This is a genomic window from Paraburkholderia sp. MM5482-R2 (assembly GCF_050436125.1).
Lineage (GTDB): Bacteria > Pseudomonadota > Gammaproteobacteria > Burkholderiales > Burkholderiaceae > Paraburkholderia > Paraburkholderia tuberum.
Window position 1 is genome coordinate 3512791 of record NZ_JBNDLP010000002.1, and the last position, 14873, is coordinate 3527663.

Consider the following 14873-nt stretch of genomic DNA (forward strand, 5'->3'; position numbering starts at 1 on the left):
ACCGCACGCGAGCGGCGATACGGCTCGCTCCGGCGCAGGCGTCGCGGCGGCCGCGAGCAACGCGGACTCCACACGACCGCCGTCTTCTCCCGCGGGCGCGACCGGTTCTTCGCTGTTGCTCGAGCCTTGCGAGCGCCCCTTGCGACGACTCGCCCAGAACGCCAAGCAACGGCAGCACGACGCTTCAGGAATTCGGCCGGCAGGACCGCCGGCCGTTGGCAACGAAAGACGGCGGCCGTGTCGCCACGGCGCCGCCTCGTGCGATTACGCTTCGGCCGAAGCGCGCAGACGATGGACGAGCTGGTTGTCCTTACCCTGGACCAGCGGCGTGATCGTGAAGTTGAACTCGATCTCCTTGTACGTATCGGCCTTCAGGCCCAGCGCCGCGCCACCGCTTTTCTCGACGACCGGCGGAATCAGCTCTTCGCGCGTTGCATACGCGAAGTCGTCCCAGATCAGCGGATCGCCTTCGATGTTGAACTGCGTGGTCAGCTTGCGATGGCCGTCGCTGCTGACGAAGAAGTGCACGTGCGCCGGACGGTTGCCGTGACGGCCCAGCACGTCCAGCAGCTGCTGCGTCGAGCCGTGCGGCGGGCAGCCGTAGCCTACCGGCATCAGCGTGCGGACCTCGTACTTGCCGTCGGCGCCGGTCTTCACCGCGCCGCGCAGGTTGAAGTCGCTCTGCGCGCCGGTCGGATCGAAGTGCGAGTAGAAGCCCTTCGAGTTCGCGTGCCAGCACTCGACGACCGCGCCGGCGACCGGCTTGCCGTCCAGATCCTTGACCGTGCCGCGAATCACGAGCGGGCCCGCGTCTTCGTCCGGGTTGATGTCGATCTTCGAGACGCCCTCGCGCACCGTCGCGCCGGCGACGTACAGCGGGCCTTCGATCGTACGCGGCGTGCCGCCTTCGAGACCGATCTTCTTGTCCTCGGCGTCCATGCGGATGTCGAGATACTTCTCGATACCGAGGCCGGCCGCGAGCAGCGCCGCTTCGCCGTCCTGACCGAGCTTGTTCAGATAGTTGACGCCGGCCCAGACTTCGTCGGGCGTGATGTCGAGGTCATCGATTGCCTTGAACAGGTCGCCCAGCAGACGGAAAACGATCTGCTGGAAACGCGCGTTGCCACTCCCGGCATCGACGTTGGAAGCGGCTTTCAGCAGATCCTGCACTTCTTTGGTTTCAAATACTTTGACGCTCACGATGACTGTCTCCAGTTGGTATAGGGGGAAAAGATGGCTTTGGATGCGCTCGCCGTCAAAAGCGCCTGGCCCCTGGGCTCAGATGTCGCCGTCCCGAATCGACGACGGGTGACGACACAGAGGCGTCACCGAAATCTTCATGTACGGGAACAGAGGCAAGCCGGACAGAATGTCGTGAAGTTCGGCATTGCTCTCTACATCGAAGATGCTGTAATTCGCGTACTCGCCAACGAGGCGCCAGATATGACGCCACTTGCCGCTACGCTGGAGCTCCTGCGAGTAAGCCTTCTCGCGGGTCTTGATTTCGTTCGCCACTTCGGCCGGCATGTCGACCGGCAGGTGCACGTCCATTCGCACATGGAAAAGCATCGTTGAATCCTCTTGATCAAAATCCGTTTAGCGGGTGACCTTCATCAGCCCGTCTCGCGTGAATCGTTCGACCTTCGCCTCGTCGAGTTCGATGCCGAGACCCGGGCCGTTCGGCACGGTCAGTTCGAAGTCGCTGTAGTCGAGCGGCGTGGTCAGAATTTCTTCGGTGATCAGCAACGGCCCGAACAGCTCAGTGCCCCATTGCAGATTCGCGAAGCTCGCGAACAGATGCGCCGACGCCACCGTGCTGAACGCGCCTTCGAGCATCGTGCCGCCGTACAGCTCGATGCCGGCGGCATCTGCGATCGCGGCCACGCGCTGCGCGGCGAACAGGCCCCCGCTCTGTTCGATCTTGATCGCGAACACATCGGCGCCGCCGTTCTTCGCGATCTCGAACGCGCTGTCCGGGCCTTGCAGGACTTCGTCGGCCATCAGCGCGACCGGGAAGCGGCGCATCAGTCGCGCGAGCGCCGCGGCGGACGCGACCGGCTGCTCGACCAGATCGCAGCCCGCGTCGGCCAGCGCCGGAATCGCCCAGGCGGCCTGGGTCTCGCTCCACGCCATGTTCACGTCGACGCGCACCGCGGCGCGCTCGCCGACCGCTTTCTTGATCTCGGCGACGTGCTTGATGTCGGTCTTCAGTTCCTTCGCGCCGATCTTCAGCTTGAAGACCTTGTGGCGGCGCACGTCGAGCATGTGCTCGGCTTCGGCGATGTCCTTCGCGGTATCGCCCGACGCGAGCGTCCACGCAACCGGCAGGCGCTCACGGCGACGGCCGCCGAGCAGTTCGCTCACCGGCACGCCGAGACGTTTGCCTTGCGCGTCGAGCAGCGCGGTTTCGAGCGCGCTCTTCGAGAAATGATTGACCTTGACCAGCTTGCCGAGGTGCGCCATCAGCGCCTGGATCTGCGTCGCGTCCTTGCCGATCATCGCCGGGGCGAAGTAGGCGTCGATCGCGAGCTTCATTGCTTCGGGGCTTTCCGGGCCGTAGGCCATGCCGGCGATCGTGGTGCCTTCGCCAATCCCGACGATGCCGTCGCTGCAGTACACCTTGACCAGCATCAGCGTCTGCCCGTGCATCGTGGCGACCGACAGCTTGTGAGGACGGATCGTCGGCAGATCGACGAGGCGGGTTTCGATACGTTTGATGGTCGCTTGGGGCATGGCGGCTGCGGCGGGAAGTGAGTTCATTGGATGTTTTTATACCCTTCGCCCGTTTGGCCCGTCCAATACTTTTCCTGTCCTTTTTCATACCTGCAGGGTATGGTGACGCCAGCAAGCCCGGCCTTTCTATGGATTTGGCATTGCACCATGCAGGTGGGGCATCGAAAATGAGGCCCGTTTTTGCGCCTCAAACATGACTTGGGTCAATGTTCGATGCATGGAGAGCATGTTGTGTAACCACCCGGATCGCGCAGCGAGTACTCCATCGTTTCGGACTGCGGTTCATGCGCGCGGGCAACACTCCCCCTACAACTCGCCGCGCGCGGCTAGCGCGGCGATGCGCTCGGCGGTGCGACACGCGATCGCCTGAATCGTCAGCGACGGATTCACGCCGCCCACAGTCGGAAACACCGAGCCGTCGCACACCCACAGGTTGCGGATGTCCCAACTGCGGCAGTCCGCGTCGACGACGCTCGTCGACGGATCGTCACCCATGCGCGCGGTGCCGTTCAGGTGGCAGGTGTCGTCGGTCTCGCGCCAGATCTCCTTGCCGCCGGCGGCCGCGAGCGCCTGCTCCATGAAGTCGAGCGAATGCGCGATGAGCCGCTTGTCGTTGTCGCACCATGAATAGGTGACGCGCGCGATCGGCAGCCCGTACTGGTCCTTCTCGTCGGCAAGCGTCACGCGGTTGCGCTGCTGCGGCAGCATCTCGCCGACGATCTTCAGCCCCGCCTGGTGGTTGTACTTGAGCATCTCCGCGCCGAGCGCGTCGCCCCACAAGCCGCGGCCATTCTGCACCGCGACCCATCCGTTCGGCAGCGGCCCCTGGCTCATGTAGCAGTAGCCGCCGAAAAAATCTTTGCCCTTGTCTTCGTAGTTCCAGTGCTCGGTGAGCGCGAGCGACGGCGGCCCCTTGTACCAGCGGATGTCTTCATCGAAGGTGCCGTAGACGGCCTGATTCGACTGCGCCATCAGGTTTTTACCTACGAGTCCCGAACTGTTCGCGAGTCCGTCGGGAAAGCGGCTGTTAGCCGACATCAGCAACAGGCGCGGCGTTTCGATCGCGTAGCCGGCCACCACCACGTGCTTCGCGCGCTGGAATCGCCAACGTCCTTCGCGCAGATATTCGACGCCGGTGGCGAGCCCCGCGTCGTTGGTGACGACGCGGCCGACCATCGCCAGATCGCGCACCTCGGCGCCGGCTCGCAGCGCACGCGGGATCCACGTGACGAGCGCGCTTTGCTTCGCGTTGGTCGCGCAGCCGGACACGCAAAAGCCGCGGTACACGCACGGATGCGCGCGGCCACGGGGCGCGGAGAGGGTCGCGAGCGGCGTCGGGCTCCAGCCGATGCCGAGCGCCTCGGCGCCGCGCGCGAGCACCAGCGCCGCCGCGTTCAGCTCATGCGCGCGATACGGATAGCGCGGCCGCTTCGGCCCCCACGGATAGTTCACCGGTCCGGAGATTTTCAGCGCGTCCTCGACCTCGCCGTAGTAGTGCCACATCTCGCGCCAGTCGAGCGGCCAGTCGGCGCCATAGCCGAGCACGCTGCGCGACTTGAACCATTCGGGCCGAAAGCGCAGCGACACCATCGCGAAATGGACCGTGCTGCCGCCCACCGCCTTGCCGCTGTTGTTGTTGCCGAGCTTCAGCGGATTGTCGCCGTCGCAGATGCGCTCGTCGGTCCAGAACAGTTTTTCCTGATGCGCTTCGTCAGATGCGAACTCTTCGAGCGGACGCCACCACGCGCCGGCATCGAACGCGACGACCTTGAAGCCTTTTTCCGCAAGCCGGCACGCAAGCGTGCCACCGCCGGCGCCGGTGCCGACGATCGCGAAATCGACCTCCTCGCCGTCAAGGTACGTGCGCATCGGCACCCAGCCGCCGCGCTGGAACACGTCGGGTGCGCGGCCGTCCTTGCCGCGTGGCCGTTGCTGCGCGTCATCGGACACGGCGGTTCTCCTTCGCGGCCTGCTCATGGGTGTCGGGCGTCGCTTCGACCGCCTCCCACGGATCGCGCCGGTTCAGGTACATGCGCACATAGCCGCGCGGATTCGCCGGGCCGCCGAAGCCGATCTCGCTCCACGCGTGCGGGTGCGAGTAGTAGAGCCCGCAAATGTCGTGCAGCACGCGCTCGCCGAAGAACAGCTTCGACGGCATGCCGCGCCACGCGGGGTTCGTCAGTTCGCCGCGCTGCATCTCGCCGAGCAGCGCGATCTGCGTGTCCTCCGCGACGCTCGCGAACGGCAGGCCGCCGCGCTCGCGGCACTCGGCATCGAGCGCGGCGAGGCCGATGCGCCAGGCGTCGCGCATCGGCGGCAAACGGGCGTCGCGGTAGCCGTCGTTGCCATTGCCGGCGAGCCGCGCGTCGAGCAGGGCGGCGAGCGGCACCACCGGTTGCGCATTCGCTTGCGGCACGATGCGGGCGCACAGCGACGTGACCGCGAGCCATTCGACCGCGTTGAAAAAGCGCGGCTCGAGCGGTGTCGCGAGGCGTTCGGCGATCACCGCGCGGGTGTGCGCGTCCCACGACGGCGTCGTGCGTTTGTCGAGCACGTCGTAGCCGGGATAGCGGGTAACTCGGGTCGAGCGTGGTCGGTTGGTCATTTTTCAGTCTCCCGCAGACGCAGTGCGGCGAGCCCGGCGAGCGCCAGCGCGGAAAAGCTCGGCGGCGCGGGCAGCGGCGGCCCGTCGAACAGATTCTGGCTCCAGTTGCGCCAGCCGCCCTGACGACGCGCGATCCCGCGCGCGTGAAAACCCGCGCCGACAAAGCCGAGCACGGTCGTGATGCGTAACCAGAGCCGCGTGTACCAGCGCTCGCGCGGAGCGGACAGCGCGGCATGCGCGAGCAGCGCGGCGGTGATCGGCGCAATGCTGACCGGCGCGTACATCGCGCGATGCTGAAACGCGCCACGAAAATGCAGCAGCGCGGCCTCCCCCACCGTGCCGACGAGACCCGCCGCGACCAGCAGACCGAGCGCCTGACCGGCCGGCATGCCGAGCAGTTGCGGGTCGTCTGCGGGCTCGTCGCGCAAGCGTTCGGCGACGGCACCGAGCGCGCCTGACAGCAGCAACGCGCTCGGCGCGCCGAGCGGTGCCGCGTGAAACAGGTTGTTCCAGCTCCAGCCGCCCGGCCGCTTCATCACGTTGTAGAAATGGAAGCCCGTGCCGGCGATGCCCGTCGCCGCCGCGGCCAGATAGATCGCATGGCGCGCGCGATGCGTCTGGCCGCGACGATCCGCGCCACCATGCAGGCCCGCGGCGAGCGACAGACTCGCGCTGACGAGTGGCGTGAACATCGCGGGGTTGTCGAACGAGCCGCGGTAGTGCTCCATCGCGCTGTCGGCGAGCACCGACAGCGCGAGCAGCGCGGAGCTGTGGTTGAAGGTGCGGGCCGCTTCGACGTGTGCCTCCACCTCGGCGGTGGGTTCGCTCGCGTGCACGCGCGCCGGCGCGCGCTGATGGCTGCGGGCGGCACACGTCGGAAACGTCACGGATGCCCGACGCTCGTGGTGTTGCGGGCCGCTCTCACGCCGTTCGCGATGCGACTCAGGTCTTCCCGCGCGGCGCGCGGCCAACGCCGCGACGGCCGTCACCGCCGCCGCCGTGTACAGCAATCCGGGTACGCGTGAAGAGCCCATCGATATCGCTTCCTTGTCGTGGCCTGCTTTATTTGATGAGGTAGCGCTCGGCGTCACCATGCTTGAACTCGAGCCCGCAACCGGGCCGCGACAGGTCCGGCTCCATCTGGCCGTCGCGCAACCGCGGCGCACCGTCGAACAGCATGGCTTCGATCCGGGCGTGGTCATGGAACCACTCCTGATGGCGCAACCGCGGCGCCGCGCACGCGACGTGCAGATGCAACGCCGGTGCGCAATGCGCGGACAGCGGCACGTGATACGCGTCGCACAGCGCGGCGGCCTGCAGAAAGCCGGTGATGCCGCCGCAACGGCTCGCGTCGGCCTGCAGTACGTCGACGGCGCCCCGCCGCGAGCAGGTGGCGGAAGTCGTCGAGCGTGTAGCCGTATTCGCCGGCGGCGATCTCCATGCCGGCCGGCACGCGCTCGCGTACGCCGCGCAGGCCCGCTTCGTCGTCCGAAGACACGGGCTCCTCGAACCAGCTCACCTCGTGCTCGGCGAAACGTTGCGCGTAGTACAGCGCCCGTTGCGGCGTGAACGCGCCGTTCGCGTCGACGAACAGGCCCGCGCCGCCGATCGCCGCGCGCGCCGCCGCGACGCGCGCCGGGTCCTTGTCCGGCTCGCTGCCGATTTTCATCTTTACCCACCGGCAGCCGTCCTGCGCGACCCAGCCGGCGAACTGCTGCTGCAAGCGCTGGTTCGTATACGTGGTGAAGCCGCCGCTGCCGTACGCCGGCACGGCCGGGCGCAACGCGCCGAGTAGCCCGACGAGCGGCACGCCGAGCAGCTTCGCCTTCAGGTCCCACAGCGCGCAGTCGATTGCCGAAATGGCTGTCGCGGCCAGTCCCGCGCGGCCGAGATTGCGCACCTGGCGTTGCAACCGTTGCCAATGCGCGCCGACGTCCAATCCGTCGTGATTCAGCACGCAGGCGGCGAGCGCGCCCTGGATCAGCGCGACGATGCAGGCATCGCTGTACGTGTAGCCGATGCCGGTGTCGCCGCCCGCGTCGACCTCGACGACGACCAGCGTGGTCGCGTCCCACGCGAACGTGCCGTCGGCCTCCGGCGCGTCGGTCGGAATGCGGTACGCGCTCGCACGCAGCGCGCTCACGGGCGCTTGCGACGAGCCCCCGCTCGTGGCGCCGCGCTTCATCGACGCGCTCCTTGCGCGCGCGCGTGACGCCCTTCATTGATGCAACAGCCGACGGTCCCCGACATTCCGGTCTCCAGGTGGTAGTGAGACGAAAGCTGCCTGCTGCGTCGCAAGTACCGTTCCGCACTATTGCAATCCGTAAAGCGGGCCGCGCAGGAGCACACTTCGCGTTGCCGCCAACGCCACTCGCGCGCTCGCCCACCGTTTCGACGAGCATGGCAACCCCGCCCGGCTCGTCACAGTCGGCCAAACGGTCTATGTCGTCTGGCGGAGGCGACTTGGGCTCGCGCGTGGCGTAAAATACGCGCTTTCCCGAAAAACTCGCCAACATGACGCTCGCCTCCACCCAAGAGATCATTGCCGAACTGAAAGCCGGCCGGATGGTGATCCTCGTCGACGAAGAAGACCGCGAGAACGAGGGCGACCTCGTGATCGCCGCCGAGTTTGTCACTCCGGAAGCGATCAATTTCATGGCTCGCTACGGCCGCGGCCTGATCTGCCTGACGCTGACCCAGGATCGCTGCCAGCAGCTGAACCTGCCGCTGATGACCTACCGCAACGGCACGCAGTACGGCACCGCGTTCACGGTCAGCATCGAAGCGGCCGAAGGCGTGACGACCGGCATCTCGGCGGCCGACCGGGCCCGCACGATCGCGGCCGCGGTCGCGCCGGACGCCAAGGCCGAGCACATCGTGCAGCCGGGCCATATCTTCCCGATCATGGCGCAGCCGGGCGGCGTGCTGGTGCGTGCCGGCCATACCGAGGCCGGCTGCGACTTCACGAGGCTCGCGGGCCTCACGCCTGCCGCGGTGATCTGCGAAGTGATCAAGGACGACGGCACGATGGCGCGTCTGCCGGACCTGCTCGAGTTCGGCAAGGAGCACGGCCTGAAGACCGGCACGATCGCCGATCTGATTCACTATCGCAGCCGCACCGAGTCGATCGTCGAGCGTGTTTGCGAACGTACGATGCAAACCGCGCACGGCGCGTTCCGCGCGGTCATGTATCTCGATCAGCCGAGCGGCCAGCCGCACATCGCGCTGGTGCGCGGCACGCCGATGCCCGATCGCGACACGCCGGTGCGCGTGCACGAGCCGCTGTCGGTGCTGGATCTGCTCGAAGTCGGCGAATCCACCCATTCGTGGACGCTGGACGCGGCCATCCAGGAAATCGCAGAACGCGATCTCGGCGTGGTCGTACTGCTGAACTGCGGCGACTCGAAAGACCATCTGATCGACGTCTTCAAGGCGTTCGACTCGAAGGAAAAAGCGGACGCGCTGAAGCGCCGGCCGGTCGACTTCAAGACCTACGGCATCGGCGCGCAGATTCTGCGCGAACTCGGCGTCGGCAAGATGCAGGTGCTGTCGAACCCACGCAAGCTCGGCAGCATGTCGGGTTATGGTCTCGAAGTCACGGGCTTCATTCCGATGCCCGGCAGCAAAACGCAAGCCCCGCAACTCTGATCCGGCCACTCACGCGCCTCGCGCCCACTCAAACACTACGGAATTCATATGGAAATCGGACAATACCAACCGAATCTCGACGGCGACGGACTGCGCATCGGCATCGTCCAGGCGCGCTTTAACGAACCTGTCTGCAACGGCCTCGCCGACTCCTGCATCGAAGAACTCGAACGCCTCGGCGTGACCGGCCAGGACGTGCTGCTCGTCACGGTGCCGGGCGCGCTGGAAATCCCGCTCGCGCTGCAAAAGCTCGCGGAAAGCGCGCAATTCGACGCGCTGATCGCGCTCGGCGCGGTGATCCGCGGCGAGACCTACCACTTCGAGCTGGTTTCGAACGAAAGCGGCGCGGGCATCACGCGCATCGGCCTCGACTTCGGCATTCCGGTCGCGAACGCGGTGCTGACCACCGAGAACGACGAGCAAGCCGTCGCGCGCATGACAGAGAAGGGTCGCGACGCCGCGCGCGTGGCTGTCGAAATGGCGAACCTCGCGGTCGCGCTCGAGCAGCTCGGCGGCGATGACGACGAAGATGAAGACGAAGACGACGAGGAAGAGGCATGAAGAGCGCACGCCGACGCTCCCGCGAACTGGCCACGCAGGGGCTTTACCAGTGGCTGCTGTCGGGCTCGCCCGGCGATGAGATCGACGCGCAACTACGCGGCGCGCAAGGTTACGACAAGGCCGATCACGAGCACCTGGACGCGATCCTGCATGGCGTGATGCGCGATTCCGAAGCACTTTCCGCCGCGATCGCGCCGTGCCTCGACCGTCCGATCGATCAACTGTCGCCGGTCGAACGCGCGGTGCTGCTGGTCGCCGCGTTCGAACTGAAGAATCACGTCGACATTCCGTATCGCGTGGTCATCAACGAAGCGGTCGAGCTGACCAAGACGTTCGGCGGCTCGGACGGCTACAAGTACGTGAACGGCGTGCTCGACAAGCTCTCGGCGCAACTGCGCGCCACCGAGACGCAGGCGGCTCGCAAGAGCTGAGCGCGGCGCCGGTGGGGCCATGCCGCGCATCGGCTCCCTGCCACGTCGCACTGCACAGGGCGAAGCACCTCGATCGCCCGCAAGGACGGCGCTGCGCGCATCGATGAACGCATCATTTGATGGGTAGGCGCCGTCCTGCTTCTGAACTGGACTGACCGTATGAACTCCGTGACCGAACCTCTCGTGCGGCTCGCCGCGCGCGTCGATGCCATCCAGCCTTTCTACGTGATGGAACTGGCCAAGGAGGCCGTGCTGCTCGAACGCGCGGGGCGCGACATCATTCACATGGGCATCGGCGAGCCGGATTTCACGGCGCCCGAGCCGGTCATCGAGGCGGCCGCGAGCGCGCTGCGCCGCGGCGTCACGCAGTACACCAGCGCGCTCGGCGTGCACGCGCTGCGCGATGCGATTTCCGCGCATTACGCCGAGTTCTACGGCATCGACGTCGATCCGGCGCGGATCGTGGTGACCGCGGGCGCATCGGCCGCGCTCTTGCTCGCGTGCGCGGCGCTCGTCGATCGCGACGACGAAGTATTGATGCCCGACCCGTGCTATCCGTGCAACCGCCATTTCGTGATCGCCGCCGAAGGCAAGCCGGTGATGGTGCCGAGCGGGCCGGCCGAGCGCTTCCAGCTGACCGCCGCCGACGTCGAACGCCTGTGGGGCGAGCGCACCCGCGGCGTGCTGCTCGCGTCGCCGTCGAATCCGACCGGCACGTCGATCGAGCCGGCCGAACTCGAGCGCATCGTCAAGGCCGTGCGCGCGCGCGGCGGCTTCACGATCGTCGACGAAATCTACCAGGGCCTCAGCTACGACGCCAAGCCGGTGTCGGCGCTGTCGTTCGGCGACGACGTGGTCACCGTCAACAGCTTCTCGAAGTACTTCAACATGACCGGCTGGCGCCTCGGCTGGCTCGTTGTGCCGCCCGCGATGGTCAGCGCGTTCGAAAAGCTCGCGCAGAACCTGTTCATCTGCGCGTCGGCGCTCGCGCAGCACGCGGCGCTCGCCTGTTTCGAGCCGGCGACGATCGCGATCTACGAAGCGCGGCGCCTCGAATTCAAGCGACGCCGCGACTTCATCGCGCCGGCGCTCGAATCGCTCGGCTTCTCCGTGCCGGTGATGCCGGACGGCGCGTTCTACGTGTACGCGGACTGCCGTGGCGTCGCGCATCCGGCGGCCGGCGACAGCGCGGCGCTCACGAAGGCGATGCTGCACGATGCCGGGGTCGTGCTGGTGCCGGGCATGGACTTCGGCACGCACGCGCCGAAGGACTACATCCGGCTGTCGTATGCGACCGCGTATCCAAAGCTCGAAGAGGCGGTCGAGCGGCTGGCAAAGCTGTTCGGGCGGCATTGACGCATCGGGATTGATTCGGCAGCAACCGGCCTGCCAGACGCAAAAAAGGACACCCGAGGGTGTCCTTGTTTTCATGCGGCACGGCAACGTCTAACTCAAGCCCCAAGCTCCGACGCCGACGCCACGTGGCGCGTCGTCGAATTGGCGTTCGCGTCGTCCTGATCGGCCGGCTGCGTGTGCACCGCCGACGTCGCCGGGCTCAGCGCGTGACCGCCTTGCAGCGTCACCTGAACGCGCTTGCCGTTGCCACCACTCGTCGCCGCGGCTGGCGCCGGCGTGGCCGACGCGGTCAGCACCGGAGCTTGCGGCGCATTGATCGGCACCTTACGGCCGCGCGCGACGTCGCGCAGACGACCGCGCTCGGCCATCACCTTCGCGCCGTACCCGCCGTCATCCGGCGTGGTCGAGCCGACGTACAGACGCAGGCCGCCCGGCAGCGAGCCGCCACGCGCGATGCAATCCTTCAGCACGAGCGCGCCGACCTTGATGTTCGCGAGCGGTTCGAGCGCCGCGCGTTGGCCGCCGAAATACTGGAATTTGTCCGAATGCACCTTCGACATCACCTGCATCAGGCCCTGCGCGCCGACGCCGCTCTCGGCGTACGGATTGAAGCCCGATTCGATCGCCATCACTGACAGCAGCAGCAGCGGATCGAGGCCGACTTCGCGGCCGGTGTCGAACGCGGCTTTGACGAGCTCGCCGACGGGCTCCTGAGCGACGCGATAACGCCGCGCGAGGTACGACGCGACCAGGTCCTGCTCGTGGCTCGACACGAGCACGCGGTCATCGCGTGCATCGGCGGACACGCGCTGCTGCGGAATCAGACGTGCGAGCGCGCTGACGCCCTGCATCGTGCGCGGATCGAGGCCGTTGAGCGCGGCGGCGCTCGTGCCCGACGTGCCGGCGCCGTCGAACGCGCCGTCGAAGCCGGTGGTGGCCGCGGTGAGGGTCATGCTGCCGTCGTTCGAGCCATCGGTGGGACTCGGCGTGGTCAGCGTGTTCGGCGAATTGGCCGACAGCGATTCGTCGGAGGATGCGTCGGCGTTTCTGGTCGGTCCGATGGCGGGCAGCGGATTGCCTTGCAGCAGGCGGGCGGGGCCCGCTTGCACGGCGGCGGAAATGACCGGCATCAGACGCGCGGCGAGCGCGCCGCGCCAGGTCGGCATCAGCCACAGTGCGAGAGCCAGCACCACGGCGATCCCGCCGACAATGCTGAATAGGTGATGACTCAGTCGCGTCCCGCTGCGCAGCGCACCGCGCACAATCTGCGCAATACGCTCATCGGGACGCCACGATAACCAGGCGTTCATTCAGATCTCCCATCTTGCATGATCCGCGAACTCCGCCGGGACAAATCAGGCGGTACGGCGCGCTCGCAGAGTCAAGACATCGCGTGCTCTCTGGTTGGGCAGCAGCGACGTCGGGAAAACGGCAACATATACCGTTTTGGGAGCCATCTCAAAAACAGCCCACACATACTCGATGTGTATCGGGCTTGGCTCCCACGCGAAAAACCAGCGTTGGTGGACGCTGGTGAGGGACTTCAATAATGCCGTTCTACCCTGCAGGGAAGCAAAACGGTGACGCGTTGCGTCTGAGGACCGGGGCGACGGTAAAAAGGTTAACGCCCTGCAACCAATGTGGACGGATTCTATGCACGGTTTTATAGATCGTCAACACTATAGAATTCAAGAATGATAACTTTTCGTAATTATGAACAGTGTTCAGTCACCCGAGAACCGCGCTCAATGCGCGTTTCGGGCGATCCGACCCTGGCTGTTTGGACTAGGCCATTTGGTTGATCTACGTGCGGTGGCTAACGCAGGTAAAATCGACAATCGTTTTTTGCGTCAGATAGGTACCAACGCCGTTCCTCCTGCCTCCCCGTCCTACGCGCCGTGCATGCGGCCCTGAACCGTCACAGATGAAATACAAAGACTTACGCGATTTCATCGGCCGCCTCGAGGCGATCGGTGAATTGCGCCGAATTTCGCAAAAAGTGTCGCCGAATCTCGAAATGACCGAACTTTGCGACCGTGTGCTCCGCGCGGGCGGCCCGGCTCTGTTGTTCGAGAACACCGAGCGGCACCCGTTCCCGGTGCTCGGCAATCTGTTCGGCACGCCGCGCCGCGTCGCGCTTGGCATGGGCATCGATGCCGAAGCGGGCGCGGGCGACCAGGCGGCGCTCGAATCGCTGCGCGATGTCGGTCGGCTACTCTCCGCGTTGAAGGAACCCGAGCCGCCGAAAGGGCTCAAGGACGCCGGCAAGCTGCTGTCGCTAGCGAAGGCCGTGTGGGACATGGCGCCGAAGACGGTCAACGCACCGCCCTGCCAGGAAATCGTCTGGGAAGGCAATGACGTCGACCTTGCCAAATTACCCATTCAGACCTGCTGGCCCGGCGATGCCGGGCCGTTGATCACCTGGGGTCTGACCGTCACGAAAGGGCCGAACAAGAGTCGACAAAACCTGGGTATTTATCGCCAGCAACTGATCGGACGTAACAAGCTGATCATGCGCTGGCTGGCGCATCGCGGCGGCGCGCTCGATTTTCGTGAGTTCGCGCTTAAAAATCCCGGCAAGCCGTATCCGGTGGCCGTCGTGCTCGGTGCGGACCCGGCGACGATTCTCGGCGCGGTCACGCCGGTGCCCGACACGCTGTCCGAATACCAGTTCGCCGGCCTGCTGCGCGGCGGGCGCACCGAGCTCGCGAAATGCGTCACACCGGGCGTCGACGGTCTGCAGGTCCCCGCGCGCGCCGAGATCGTGCTCGAGGGCTTCATCTATCCGCAGGAAGGCGCACCCTCGCCCGCCCCGGCCGGCGCACCGCCGCGTCCGTCGAAGGGTGCGTCGGCCACGTACGAACACGCGCTCGAAGGCCCGTATGGCGATCACACCGGCTACTACAACGAACAGGAGTGGTTCCCGGTCTTCACGGTCGAGCGCATCACGATGCGCCGCGACGCGATCTATCACTCCACCTACACCGGCAGACCGCCCGACGAGCCGGCGGTGCTCGGCGTCGCGCTGAACGAAGTGTTCGTACCGCTGCTGCAGAAGCAGTTCACCGAGATCACGGACTTCTATCTGCCGCCCGAAGGCTGCAGTTACCGCATGGCGATCGTGCAAATGAAGAAGAGCTACCCCGGCCACGCGAAACGCGTGATGTTCGGCGTGTGGAGCTTCCTGCGGCAGTTCATGTATACGAAGTTCATCGTCGTCGTCGATGAGGACGTCAATATCCGGGACTGGAAGGAAGTGATCTGGGCCATCACCACGCGAGTGGACCCGACGCGCGACACGGTGCTCGTCGACCGCACGCCGATCGACTATCTCGATTTCGCGTCGCCGGTAGCCGGCCTCGGCTCGAAGATGGGGCTCGACGCAACCAACAAGTGGCCGGGCGAAACCAACCGCGAATGGGGCCGCCCGATCGTGATGGACGACGCGGTCAAACAGCGCATCGATAGCTTGTGGAACGAGTTGGGCCTCGGCCTGTAACGCGCGCGGGACAACACAATCAATAACGGATGGAGCGCTC

Annotated in this window: 12 protein-coding genes and 1 pseudogene; 5 read left to right on the forward strand and 8 right to left on the reverse strand. The window is 66.1% G+C overall.

Annotated elements, in window-relative coordinates:
• Positions 1 to 264 precede the first annotated feature (264 nt).
• The 7 genes and pseudogenes from catA to OKW37_RS19045 all read right to left on the reverse strand — a co-directional run bounded on the left by catA (position 265) and on the right by OKW37_RS19045 (position 7523).
• The gene (gene catA / locus OKW37_RS19015) at positions 265 to 1200 is read right to left on the reverse strand and encodes a catechol 1,2-dioxygenase (protein ID WP_429404741.1); all 936 of its coding nucleotides are present in this window, start codon (positions 1198 to 1200) and stop codon (positions 265 to 267) included.
• Between the two features lie 78 nt (positions 1201 to 1278).
• Positions 1279 to 1569: a muconolactone Delta-isomerase gene (catC, locus tag OKW37_RS19020; RefSeq protein WP_090801477.1), complete on the reverse strand. Its 291-nt coding sequence runs from the start codon at positions 1567 to 1569 to the stop codon at positions 1279 to 1281.
• Positions 1570 to 1596: 27 nt separating this feature from the next.
• Positions 1597 to 2733, reverse strand: a complete 1137-nt coding sequence (locus tag OKW37_RS19025) for a muconate/chloromuconate family cycloisomerase (protein WP_429404739.1) — start codon at positions 2731 to 2733, stop codon at positions 1597 to 1599.
• 306 nt (positions 2734 to 3039) lie between these two features.
• A complete protein-coding gene (locus OKW37_RS19030) occupies positions 3040 to 4683 on the reverse strand; it encodes a GMC family oxidoreductase (protein ID WP_429404737.1) in 1644 nt (547 codons plus the stop codon).
• Positions 4673 to 5338, reverse strand: coding sequence for a gluconate 2-dehydrogenase subunit 3 family protein (locus OKW37_RS19035; protein ID WP_429404735.1), 666 nt, complete (start codon positions 5336 to 5338; stop codon positions 4673 to 4675). The genes OKW37_RS19030 and OKW37_RS19035 overlap by 11 nt, the downstream gene beginning before the upstream one ends.
• Positions 5335 to 6372: a hypothetical protein gene (locus OKW37_RS19040; RefSeq protein ID WP_429404733.1), complete on the reverse strand. Its 1038-nt coding sequence runs from the start codon at positions 6370 to 6372 to the stop codon at positions 5335 to 5337. The genes OKW37_RS19035 and OKW37_RS19040 overlap by 4 nt, the downstream gene beginning before the upstream one ends.
• 28 nt (positions 6373 to 6400) lie before the next feature.
• A pseudogene (locus tag OKW37_RS19045) lies at positions 6401 to 7523 on the reverse strand (enolase C-terminal domain-like protein).
• Positions 7524 to 7852: 329 nt separating this feature from the next.
• Here OKW37_RS19045 and ribBA point away from each other — a divergent pair.
• From ribBA to OKW37_RS19065, 4 genes are all read left to right on the forward strand, one after another.
• On the forward strand, positions 7853 to 8986 hold the full coding sequence (gene ribBA, locus OKW37_RS19050) for a bifunctional 3,4-dihydroxy-2-butanone-4-phosphate synthase/GTP cyclohydrolase II (RefSeq protein WP_184023248.1): 1134 nt from the start codon (positions 7853 to 7855) through the stop codon (positions 8984 to 8986).
• A gap of 48 nt (positions 8987 to 9034) precedes the next feature.
• A complete protein-coding gene (gene ribH / locus OKW37_RS19055) occupies positions 9035 to 9547 on the forward strand; it encodes a 6,7-dimethyl-8-ribityllumazine synthase (protein WP_184058095.1) in 513 nt (170 codons plus the stop codon).
• On the forward strand, positions 9544 to 9978 hold the full coding sequence (gene nusB / locus OKW37_RS19060; protein ID WP_187614105.1) for a transcription antitermination factor NusB: 435 nt from the start codon (positions 9544 to 9546) through the stop codon (positions 9976 to 9978). The genes ribH and nusB overlap by 4 nt, the downstream gene beginning before the upstream one ends.
• 159 nt (positions 9979 to 10137) lie before the next feature.
• A complete protein-coding gene (locus OKW37_RS19065) occupies positions 10138 to 11334 on the forward strand; it encodes a pyridoxal phosphate-dependent aminotransferase (RefSeq protein ID WP_429404727.1) in 1197 nt (398 codons plus the stop codon).
• 95 nt (positions 11335 to 11429) lie between these two features.
• On the opposite strand, the gene OKW37_RS19070 is transcribed toward OKW37_RS19065, so the two are convergent.
• Positions 11430 to 12644 carry a transglycosylase SLT domain-containing protein gene (locus tag OKW37_RS19070; protein ID WP_429404725.1) on the reverse strand — a complete coding sequence of 405 codons (1215 nt, stop codon included), beginning with the start codon at positions 12642 to 12644 and terminating at the stop codon, positions 11430 to 11432.
• A 614-nt stretch (positions 12645 to 13258) separates the two neighbouring features.
• Between OKW37_RS19070 and OKW37_RS19075 the strand changes: the two genes are divergently transcribed.
• A complete protein-coding gene (locus tag OKW37_RS19075) occupies positions 13259 to 14833 on the forward strand; it encodes a UbiD family decarboxylase (protein WP_429404723.1) in 1575 nt (524 codons plus the stop codon).
• The last annotated feature ends 40 nt before the right edge of the window (positions 14834 to 14873 follow it).

Coding starts and splice junctions, on each gene's coding strand:
- catC (WP_090801477.1), bottom strand. CDS start 1,569: ATGCTTTTCCATGTGCGAATGGACGTGCACCTGCCGGTCGACATGCCG.
- OKW37_RS19025 (WP_429404739.1), bottom strand. CDS start 2,733: ATGCCCCAAGCGACCATCAAACGTATCGAAACCCGCCTCGTCGATCTG.
- OKW37_RS19035 (WP_429404735.1), bottom strand. CDS start 5,338: ATGACCAACCGACCACGCTCGACCCGAGTTACCCGCTATCCCGGCTAC.
- OKW37_RS19040 (WP_429404733.1), bottom strand. CDS start 6,372: ATGGGCTCTTCACGCGTACCCGGATTGCTGTACACGGCGGCGGCGGTG.
- ribBA (WP_184023248.1), top strand. CDS start 7,853: ATGACGCTCGCCTCCACCCAAGAGATCATTGCCGAACTGAAAGCCGGC.
- ribH (WP_184058095.1), top strand. CDS start 9,035: ATGGAAATCGGACAATACCAACCGAATCTCGACGGCGACGGACTGCGC.
- nusB (WP_187614105.1), top strand. CDS start 9,544: ATGAAGAGCGCACGCCGACGCTCCCGCGAACTGGCCACGCAGGGGCTT.
- OKW37_RS19065 (WP_429404727.1), top strand. CDS start 10,138: ATGAACTCCGTGACCGAACCTCTCGTGCGGCTCGCCGCGCGCGTCGAT.
- OKW37_RS19070 (WP_429404725.1), bottom strand. CDS start 12,644: ATGAACGCCTGGTTATCGTGGCGTCCCGATGAGCGTATTGCGCAGATT.
- OKW37_RS19075 (WP_429404723.1), top strand. CDS start 13,259: ATGAAATACAAAGACTTACGCGATTTCATCGGCCGCCTCGAGGCGATC.